General features: G+C 68.8%; 9 protein-coding genes and 2 pseudogenes. 5 read left to right on the forward strand and 6 right to left on the reverse strand.

Annotation, left to right across the window (positions count from 1 at the left end):
• Positions 1 to 698 precede the first annotated feature (698 nt).
• Positions 699 to 1,778: a hypothetical protein gene (locus VN520_RS21560; protein WP_325748578.1), complete on the reverse strand. Its 1,080-nt coding sequence runs from the start codon at positions 1,776 to 1,778 to the stop codon at positions 699 to 701.
• A 362-nt stretch (positions 1,779 to 2,140) separates the two neighbouring features.
• Here VN520_RS21560 and VN520_RS21565 point away from each other — a divergent pair.
• Positions 2,141 to 2,446 (forward strand): annotated as a pseudogene (locus VN520_RS21565) (transposase); the annotation flags it as partial.
• A gap of 536 nt (positions 2,447 to 2,982) precedes the next feature.
• On the opposite strand, the gene VN520_RS21570 reads toward VN520_RS21565, so the two are convergent.
• Positions 2,983 to 3,948 (reverse strand): pirin family protein, encoded by a 966-nt coding sequence (locus VN520_RS21570; protein ID WP_325748579.1) that lies wholly within the window; start codon positions 3,946 to 3,948, stop codon positions 2,983 to 2,985.
• A gap of 119 nt (positions 3,949 to 4,067) precedes the next feature.
• Between VN520_RS21570 and VN520_RS21575 the strand changes: the two genes are divergently transcribed.
• Positions 4,068 to 4,445, forward strand: a complete 378-nt coding sequence (locus VN520_RS21575; protein WP_325748580.1) for a tetratricopeptide repeat protein — start codon at positions 4,068 to 4,070, stop codon at positions 4,443 to 4,445.
• A gap of 175 nt (positions 4,446 to 4,620) precedes the next feature.
• On the opposite strand, the gene VN520_RS21580 is transcribed toward VN520_RS21575, so the two are convergent.
• Both VN520_RS21580 and VN520_RS21585 read right to left on the reverse strand, forming a co-directional pair.
• A complete protein-coding gene (locus VN520_RS21580) occupies positions 4,621 to 5,292 on the reverse strand; it encodes a 4'-phosphopantetheinyl transferase family protein (protein ID WP_325748581.1) in 672 nt (223 codons plus the stop codon).
• Positions 5,289 to 6,185 carry a metallophosphoesterase gene (locus tag VN520_RS21585; protein WP_325748582.1) on the reverse strand — a complete coding sequence of 299 codons (897 nt, stop codon included), beginning with the start codon at positions 6,183 to 6,185 and terminating at the stop codon, positions 5,289 to 5,291. Before VN520_RS21585 ends, VN520_RS21580 begins: the two co-directional genes overlap by 4 nt.
• A gap of 164 nt (positions 6,186 to 6,349) precedes the next feature.
• Here VN520_RS21585 and VN520_RS21590 point away from each other — a divergent pair, with 164 nt between their 5' ends.
• The 3 genes from VN520_RS21590 to VN520_RS21600 all read left to right on the forward strand — a co-directional run bounded on the left by VN520_RS21590 (position 6,350) and on the right by VN520_RS21600 (position 8,349).
• A complete protein-coding gene (locus VN520_RS21590; protein ID WP_325748586.1) occupies positions 6,350 to 7,234 on the forward strand; it encodes an SDR family oxidoreductase in 885 nt (294 codons plus the stop codon).
• 80 nt (positions 7,235 to 7,314) lie between these two features.
• The gene (locus VN520_RS21595; protein WP_325748583.1) at positions 7,315 to 7,686 is read left to right on the forward strand and encodes a VOC family protein; all 372 of its coding nucleotides are present in this window, start codon (positions 7,315 to 7,317) and stop codon (positions 7,684 to 7,686) included.
• Positions 7,687 to 7,809: 123 nt separating this feature from the next.
• Positions 7,810 to 8,349, forward strand: coding sequence for an isochorismatase family cysteine hydrolase (locus VN520_RS21600; protein WP_325748584.1), 540 nt, complete (start codon positions 7,810 to 7,812; stop codon positions 8,347 to 8,349).
• A 158-nt stretch (positions 8,350 to 8,507) separates the two neighbouring features.
• On the opposite strand, the gene VN520_RS21605 is transcribed toward VN520_RS21600, so the two are convergent.
• Both VN520_RS21605 and VN520_RS21610 read right to left on the reverse strand, forming a co-directional pair.
• The gene (locus VN520_RS21605) at positions 8,508 to 9,050 is read right to left on the reverse strand and encodes a putative immunity protein (protein ID WP_325748585.1); all 543 of its coding nucleotides are present in this window, start codon (positions 9,048 to 9,050) and stop codon (positions 8,508 to 8,510) included.
• Between the two features lie 109 nt (positions 9,051 to 9,159).
• A pseudogene (locus VN520_RS21610) lies at positions 9,160 to 9,290 on the reverse strand (epoxide hydrolase); the annotation flags it as partial.

Here is a 9,290-nt window from a genome sequence, read left to right on the forward strand (position 1 = left end):
AGTTCGACTCTTGAGTACCGGGATCCCTGTCAAAGCCAAGCTGAAATGGAAACGCGCTCACGGGGTCCGGGTCGGCGGCCGGGCGTGGAGGTGGGAGTCGTATCGGGGGCCGGCGTGTTCGGTGGTCGCTTGCCGCATGGCGCCTTCCAGCAGGGGTCGGCCTTGGCTGCGACGGTGCATGAAGCCGGGTTGACGGTGAAGTGGTGCAGGTCGATGCGCTGAAGCTGGCGCAGGCTCAGTGTTCGGCGTGTACGGGCGCCCGGGAGGCAAGAGGGAGAATGGGGTCATGGCGATGTGTAAGAAGTGTGGTGCGGGAAAGCGCCGTTGGCCCCGTTCCTGTTCCCGGTGCCGTTCTCAGTCGGACCGTGGGGACGCGGCCGCGGACGCCGCCGAGTTGGCTGTGGAGGCAGGACTGCTCGGGTGGATCGGGCGAGGAGTCATAGGAATCGTGCGGCTGGTGTTGCGCGCGGTCGACTGAGCCCGGCCCATGCGAAGACGGCTCACCCCGGGCCGGCTCGCCGGTTCCGAGCTGCTGTTCTCCAGCCCGTTCGATGCCTGGTCCCTTCGACTGCCCAGGCCCCGCCGTATGCCGTTGCGGGTCGGTACTTCAGAAGCAGGCATCAAGACGTCCGTGCAGGTTGGGGATGTGGCGCCGCTCGCGAAGACGGGCGGCAGGTCGGCCGGCTGACCCGGCCACCTCAGTGGAGGGGGGCCCGCCAGGCCACCAGTCCCGGTCGGCCCACCTCCGCGAAACCCACCGCGAACGGCTTGTCGTCGTCCGTCACCAGGTGGATGCTGCACTCCGTCACGCTGTCGCCCGGTGGGATCATCCGGGCGACCCAGTCGGACGGACAGCCGGGGATCTTCGTGTCGAGGACGAAGGGGGTCTTCCCCTGTATCTGCCGACCACCCTCGGTGAGCAGGCGGACGTGGTCGGCCTGGTCGGCGTAGAGGTTTTTCGGTCCGGTGTTGGTGTAGGTGACCGACACGTAGTACGGGACGCCGCGCCCCTCGTTCTCGTTAAGTCCGAGATCCAGGCCCGTGAGGTCGGCAGCGCTGCCCCGGCGTACGGAAACCAGCGTGGCGGGCAGCTCGAGGACGCCGTCCTCGCGGGCGTCCCACCGGACGCGGATGATGTCGCCCGGCTCCGCCAGCCCGGCGGACGCCGCCTCAAGGCCGCCCTCGACGGGCCAGGTGGCGACCGCGCCGCCCTCGTCAAGGTAGCCGTCGGCGTTGTGCGTCAGCGACAGCACACCGACGTCCTCGGGCAGCGCGTAGGTCACGCAGGTGGTGTACGAGTCGCCTGGCGCCAGTGTCTTCGGCGCGGTGTCCGCGCAGGGCAGGTCGACCCCGCCCGGCCTGCCGCCGCTGACGTAGACCTCCTCACCACGCTCCCAGCCGGTGCTGTTCAGGGCGAAGTTGCTGTCCACCATGTAGGCGGCGGGAATCTGCTCCCGGCCGGTGTTGGCGACCTCGAAGGTGAGGTAGTGGGGAACCATGCCCTTCAGCTCCTCGTCCACGCGCGCCCCCTGCATGTCCTCCTTCGACCCCCGGACCAGGCTCTTGACCGTGATCCTGACCTTGTACGACTGGTGGTCGGTGTCCGTGTGGACGACGTCCCGTGCACCGGTGCGCACAGGCAGGTCCGTCCAGGAGGCGGGCCTCTTCGCGGCTTGCTCCACGGCCCCGCCCGCGTCCTGTTCCTCCGTGCACCCGGCGAGGAGGGGTATCGCCGCCGCGCCTATGGCGGCCTTCTTCAGGTAGCTGGACAGGTGCATGGACTTCCCTTGCCGCACGATGATCCGGATCCTCCGGAGGACTGGCGCATCTAGGACGTCACAGCGCAGACGGCGAGCCCGGTGCGGTTGTTGGCCTTGGTACTGGTGGGATCTCGTATGAATCCCACTGATTCACTACTCTCCGCGACTCGCACCAGATGCGACAAAAACGCATCCTATGCGAGTCCCAGAGAAGCCCCAGGTCAGCCCCCTGTGCGAGCGGCAGCAGGACCCAGGAGGCCGATGTCGTAATCGCCAGGAACTCCGCCCAAGACCACGCGGCCCCACCTTAGTTGCGGCTCCACGCGGGCCAACTCGCTAACCGTCGCGAGTTCGCATCAGATGTCATTGGCGGCGGACGCAACCAGTGGAACGGCGTCCTGCCCGTCTCCGCCGTGCTGGTCGAATGGCCCGCGGACCAGGACGCCCCGACCGGTTACTGGATATCGAACCTGCCACCCGACACCCCGGTCGCCGACCTGGTGCGGTGGGCGAAGATGCACTGGCGCATCGAACACGACTACCGCGAACTCAAGCACGGTCTGGGCCTGGACCACTTCGAGGGCCGCACCTGGCGCGGCCGGCACCACCACGTCACCCTCGTCACCGCCGCCCAGGCATTCCTCACCCTCAGGCGGCTCGGCCCAAAAGCCCGCACGCCGGCCTGACCCTCTACCAGGTCCTGGACCTCCTCCAGGACCTGCTGAAGAGCTGGACCGGCACCTGCACCACCTGCAACCGACCACTACCCCGCAACCGAACCAGACACAGAACCTAACGAAGCACTACCAGCTGGACGCCCCGAGACGGTTATGCCTACCTGTGCCAGGTGGGACCGTCAGCTCGGAGTTGCCGACTGCGGCCGCCGTAGACAGCTCCTCTTGCTGTGACAGCCGACGGCGGCTTGGCCGAACCACAACGCCGCCCATCGTCGGCCAAACGGTTCACCCGAGAGGCACCCGGATTCTCCGGTCGCCTCAACCAGCAGCCAAGCCCACCTGACGCACAGTCAGGAAAGTCAGCATTGAGTCAGCATCCGTCCTGGCACACCTGGTCAGACGCGGGCGTAGATGGGAACGCCGGCCCAGAGGAAGGCTTCCCCCCCTGAGGCGCTCCCAGCCGCTTCCAGGCACCCCCCGCCCGCAGTGCTGCACAGGCATGATCGGACACGCCTCGAAAGCCGAGAACCCGTAAGAACCCCAGCTCAGCGCACACGTCCACGCGGCTTCAGGGGCACATCGGGCAGTGCGGGAGCCGGGAGGGGCGGGCCGTCGTAGCCACGTACGGCACCGAACCGATCACCGTTCATCCAGTCCTCGCGGGCCTGCCTGATATCGTCGTGGGTCCTGCCCACGAAGTTCCACCACATGACGATCTCCTCTGCGAACGGTTCGCCCCCGAGAAGCATCAGCCCGGCATCGGAGACGGAACGGAGCGGCAGCTCGCTTCGGCCGCACCCGAGGTAGAGCATCGACCCGGGCAGCAGGGGCACGCCGTCGGCCTCGGCCTCGCCGGACATCGACAGCACGGCGTACTCGAAGTCGGGGTCCAGCGGCAGCCGGGCTTCGGTACCGGCGGCAAGGGCCAGATCGGCTCCTACGATCGGGGTGTAGGACCTGCCGGGCGAAACAGCTCCGTCGAGTTCACCCAGGATCACGGTGGCGGTGAGACCCGGCGCCGTGACGGCGGGCAGGTCGGTGTGGTGCTGGAAGTGCGGCTCGACATCCCGGTCGGAGCCGGGCAGGGCGACCCAGAGCTGAGCGCCGTGCAGAAATCTGGCGTGGGACGCGGGGCTCTCCTCGGAGTGGCTGATGGCCTTGCCGGAGGTCATCAGTCCCAGTTCGCGCGGGCGGATCTCCTGGAGGCTTCCCAGGCTGTCACGGTGCAGGACCTCCCCGGCGTGCAGCCAGCTGACCGTCTGCAGACCCATGTGGGGGTGCGGCGGCACCTGCATCCCGGGCTCGTCGGCGATGTCGTCAGGACCGTAGTGATCCACGAATGCCCAGGCACCGACCATGCGCCGTCCCAGGTTGGGCAGCAGCCTGCGCACCTCCGTGGACCCACCGAGCGGGACACGGCGCGGGGCGAGGAGTTCGCGTACCGGTTCGGCGACGACGAAGCCGCGTCCCCCGCAGACGGACGGAGCGGCCTGGCGATCGAGATTGCTCATGGCGCACAACCTATTCCCTACCGGCACGGAGCCTCGGCCCCCACGCCGAACATTTAGTGGAATGTTTAACTACCTCGGTGTGTTGGCACGTCAGTGGACGTTCCGGCGAAGGAGGAGAAGTGGACGAGGCCTACTACGAGTTCGGTACACCCGCCGAGCGCTGGGACCGGGCGCAGCTGTTCTTCGAGGCGAAGGAATACCTGACCGCGGCCCGGATCCTCGGCGGCCTGGTCCAGGAGGTGCCCGAGCAGGTCGCGCCGCGGCTGCTGCTGGCGCGCGCCTACTACCACTCGGCCCGGCTCGCGAAGGCGGAGACGGAACTGCGTGAGGTGCTGGAGCGCAACCCCGTCGAGGACTACGCGCGGCTGATGCTCGGACGTACCCTCGAACGCCAGGGCCGGCACACGGAGGCCGCCACGCATCTGCGGATGGCTCACGCGATGACCGAAGACTTCGGACCCGGCCTCCTCGCGCAGGAGCAACAGGACCAGGAGTGACACGCGCAGCGGCGGGCGGGCGGGGGGAGCAGGCGCAGGGCGCCGCTCCCCCGGCCGGCTCACTCCTCCGCTTCCGTCACCCGGGCCCGCCCTCCGCTCATCGGGGCCGGCTCAGCCGCACCGGGACCGGATGGACCGGAGCCGAGCGACGGCGTCCTTCCCGGGCTGCCCGGCGTCAGGCGGAAGGGCCTGCGGGGAGCACGATCGCGGTCACCGCGAAGCCGTCGTGGATCAGCCATCTGCCCTCGTACGACGTCGGCATCCCGGGCGCGCTCAGCGAGAGCTCCGCGGTGAATGTGCCCTCGGTCCCGGAACCCGGGCCCGTGCGGAAACTGACGTCCGCCTCCTGGAAGTCGAGCTCGATCCGGGTGAGCGGGAACCATGTCTTGAAGACACTCTCCTTGGCGCTGAACACCAGACGGTCCCAGTGGACCGCCGGGGCGTTCGCACCCATGGGCGCCCTCGCACGTTCCGAAGGCACCGATATCACCTCCCACACACCTTCAGGCAGCGGTTCGTTCGGTTCCGCGTCGATACCGACCGCACGCACCTCGGACGCCCTGGCCAGTACCGCTGCCCGGTAACCGTCGCAGTGCGTCATGCTGCCGACGGTCCCCTCGGGCCACAGCGGCATGCCGCGATGGCCGCGCAGCACCGGTGCCGGGGGCACCCCGAGGGCCGCCATGGCCCGTCTCGCGCAGACACGTACAGCCGCGAACTCGTGCCTGCGCCGGTCCACGCTCCTGGCCACCAGCCGCTCCTCCTCCGGGTACAGGCTGCCGGCGGGAGCATCCGTGTCGTAGGTGTCCGCGCAGGCGACGTGCGCGGGAAGAAGTCGTTCGATCACGAGACGTCGCCCTGCGCGGCCACGGGCTGCTGTCCCTCGAACGGGAGGATCTGCCGCAGGAGCCCTCGCGGGTGGCCCCGCTTGCGCCACTCCCTGGGGTAGCCGATCGATACCTCCTCGAACCGTACTCCGTCGTGCCAGGTCGTACGGGGGATGTGGAGGTGGCCGTAGACGACGGCGGCGACGTTGAAGCGGCGGTGCCAGTCGGAGGTGAGTTCCGTGCCGCACCACTGGGCGAACTCCGGGTACCACATCACGGAGGTGGGTTCCCGCAGCAGGGGCCAGTGTCCCGCGATCACGAGGGGAACCTCCGGGTCGTGCGCTGCCAGCCGCTGTTCGGTGAGTGCCACCCGTGCCCGGCACCAGTCGTCCCGGGTCGGATAGGGGTCGGGGTGCAGCAGGTATTCGTCGGTGCAGACGATGCCCGCCTCGTGGGCGCGTGCCAGCGACTCCTCCTTGGTCGTGGTCCCCGGGACCCTGAAGGAGTAGTCGTACAGGACGAAAACGGGGGCCACGGCCACTTCGCCGTCCGCGCCCTGCCACCGGGGGTACGGGTCCTCGGGCGTGGTGACGCCGAGTTCGCGGCACACCTGGACGAGATGCTCGTAGCGCGCGTGGCCACGCAGACGCAGGGGGTCCTTCTCCACCGTCCACAGCTCGTGGTTCCCCGGGGTCCACACCACCCGGGCGAATCGTCCCGCAAGCAGTTCCAGCGCGCGTTCGACGTCTTCCGCCTGCTCCGCCACGTCCCCCGCGACGATGAGCCAGTCCTCGTCGGAGGACGGGTGCAGCCGGTCGGCGATGGGACGGTTGTCGGCGACACCGACATGGAGATCGCTGACCGCGAGGAGTCGGCCACCGCTTTTCGGCGGGCGGAGGACAGGTTCGACCATGGGACTCATTGTTCGAATTTACCGTCTTCACGGATCTGCCGGTGCGGCTTCGCCCGACATGCCTGCTGTTCATCCGCCCGGGATGATTGACGAACCGCCTCCGGGGAATGCGGCGACACATGTCCAGCATGCCCACAGCAGATGACGAAGAGAGGGAGACCTCGATGGCCGACGCCGAGCAGCCGGATCCGACACGGCGCTATCCGCAGCCGGAATTCCCCCAGCAGGACCAGGAGCATCCGGGCTGGACCGGCCCGATGGATCCGCCCCCGGACCACGGGGAGGACTCCTACGAGGGGAGCGGGCTCCTGGTGGACCGCAAGACGGTCGTCACCGGGGGCGATTCGGGCATCGGCCGTGCGGTGGCCCTGGCCTTCGCGCGGGAAGGGGCCGACGTAGTACTGACCCATCTGCCCGAGGAGAAGAGCGAAGCGCAGGAGACATGCCGCCTCGTCGAGCAGGCCGGCCGCAGGGCGATTGCCGTGGAGTGCGACATCCGGGAGGAGGAGCAGTGCCAGGCCCTGGTCGACAGGGCGGTGTCCGAATTCGGGCGGATCGACGTGCTGGTGAACAACGCCGCTTACCAGATGTCCCAGCCCGACGGCATCGCCGCCATCTCGACGTCCCAGTTCGACCGCGTGGTGCGTACCAATCTGTACGGCATGTTCTGGCTGTGCAAGGCCTCTCTGCCGCACATCCCGGCCGGCGGTTCGATCATCAACACGACCTCGGTGCAGGCCTACAAGCCCAGCCCTCACCTGCTGGACTACGCCATGACCAAGGGCGCCATCGTGACGTTCACCCAGGGGCTCGCCCAGATGCTGGCGTCCGACGGAATCCGGGTCAACGCGGTCGCTCCCGGGCCCGTTTGGACGCCCCTCATTCCCGCGACCATGCCCGACACCACGGAGTTCGGTAAGCAGAGCCCCCTGGGCCGGCCCGCCCAGCCGGCCGAGATGGCGCCCGCCTACGTCTTCCTCGCCTCGTCGAACGCGACGTTCATCACCGGCGAGATCATGAACGCGACCGGCGGTACGCCGCTGCCCTGACCGTGATCGGCTCGCTGGACGTACGCGCCTGCGGGGGCTGCTCGCGGCAGCACACGGCACATATGACGGAAGGACCGGCCATGCCCATCGCCACGTACAGCCTCGTCGCTCTCGACTGCCCCGATCCCAGTTCCCTGGCCTCCTTCTACCAGGCCGTGCTGGGCGGTGAGATCAAGAAGTACGACGAGGACTGGTACGACCTCCACGCCCCCGGCGGCGCCCGTATCGCTTTCCAGCGGGCGGCGGACCACCGGCCGCCGGAGTGGCCCCGGGGAGACCGCAACTCGCAGCAGGAGCACCTCGACTTCGACGTGACGGACATCGAGCGTGCGCAGGAAGAGGTGCTGGCGCTCGGTGCGACGCCGCTGGATCTCGACGACCGGGGCGGCGAACGGGGGTTTCGCGTGTACGCCGATCCGGCGGGGCATCCGTTCTGCCTGTGCCGTCAGTGACCTCTCGGCCCGCGGTGTGTGCGGGACGGCCGCCCGGCGAGGGCGGTATCTCGCACGCCGTGGGCCCGACGGGCCGTGTCGCCTTCGCACCCCACCTCACGACACGACAGGAATATGGGAATTATGAGCCGAAGCGCCCTCATCGTCATCGACATGCTCAACACGTACGGCCACCCGGATGCCGAGATCCTCATTCCCTCCGTGCGCGAGGCGCTCCCCCGCATCGTAGGGCTCATCGAACGGGCCCGGGACGAGGGCGTTCCGGTGATCTACGTGAACGACAATTTCGGAGAATGGCGGTCCCACCACGGTGAAATCATCGAGACGACGCTGTCGGGGCCTCACAGGGACCTGGTGGAGCCCGTACTGCCGGACGACGATTCACTATTCGTCATCAAGGCCAGGCACTCGATCTTCTACGAGACACCGCTCACCTATCTCCTGTCCCAGCTCGACGTCGACCGCGTGGTCCTCTGCGGGCAGGTCACCGAGCAATGCGTCCTCTATTCAGCCCTCGACGCACATATCCGTCACCTGAACGTGACGATTCCCGACGACGCCGTTGCCCATATTCACAAGGATTTGGCGCAGGCATCCCTCCAGATGATGGAACGCAACATGAGCGCGTCGATCCGAAAGGCCGCGAACGTGGAATTCGAGTGATCCGGCGTGCAGGTCCGCGCCTTCGGGCCGAAGGCCCCCGCCGGGTGGCCGGTGTGGCCGGGGGCGGACTGCCGGGTCCTGGAGGTCCGTCGGCGAAAGCCGCCCCGGGGGCCCCCGGGCTCGCAGGCTCACGAGTGGCTCCGGTCCGCGACCTGCTCTCAGGTACGGAGTGCGGCGTCGAGACCGCGCACGAGCTCCCCCGCCCGTCCGCCTCCGGCAGGTGCGGCCGGCAGCCGGCCGAGCACCGCGGTGACCGCTGCCGGGGCGTGATGACACGCCCAGCCGAAGGTCGTCCCGGCGCCGCTCCGGCCCTCTCCGTAGGCCAGTTCCTCCGCTCGTGCCGCATGTGCTGCCGCGCCGAGAACGTGTTTCACCTGATGAGCGCTGGCCCTGGGGTGCAGGAAGGCGGCGGCCGCCGCATGGCTCGCGGCCCGGGCCGCGTCGGCCGCAGCCGGTGAAGCGGCGTCTTCTGCCGCCCTGTAGGCCGCCCACGCACGCTGTCGCAGAGCGTTCGTACGCCGGCCGCCTGCCGCGAAGACGTAGGCCGCGTCGACGGCGTCGCGTGGGCGTGTGTCGGAAGGAAGACCGTCCTCGAAGATCGAGAGTGTCCTGCGCGCACAATCGGCCGCGTAACCCGCGATCTCCCGGAGTTCGTCTTCGCTCAGCTCGATGATTCCCGGATCCGTGGGCACGGGCTCCATCCTGCCGCAGATCACCCCCCGGCAGGGCGTCGCGGTGGTAGGTGCCCACGGGCCCCGCTGCCGGAGGCGGCGCCGCGCCTGCGTGCGGAAGAGAGCGGGCAGACCGGGGTCAGCCCGTCTCCGTCGTGCGGTAGGGGCGGAAGAAGGCGCGGATCTCCTCCGCGTAGAGCTCGGGCTCCTCGAACGCCGCGAAGTGTCCGCCGCGTGCGGGCTCGGTCACTCGCACCATGTTCGTGGTGC

Source organism: Streptomyces sp. (genome assembly GCF_035563135.1).
Lineage (GTDB): Bacteria > Actinomycetota > Actinomycetes > Streptomycetales > Streptomycetaceae > Streptomyces.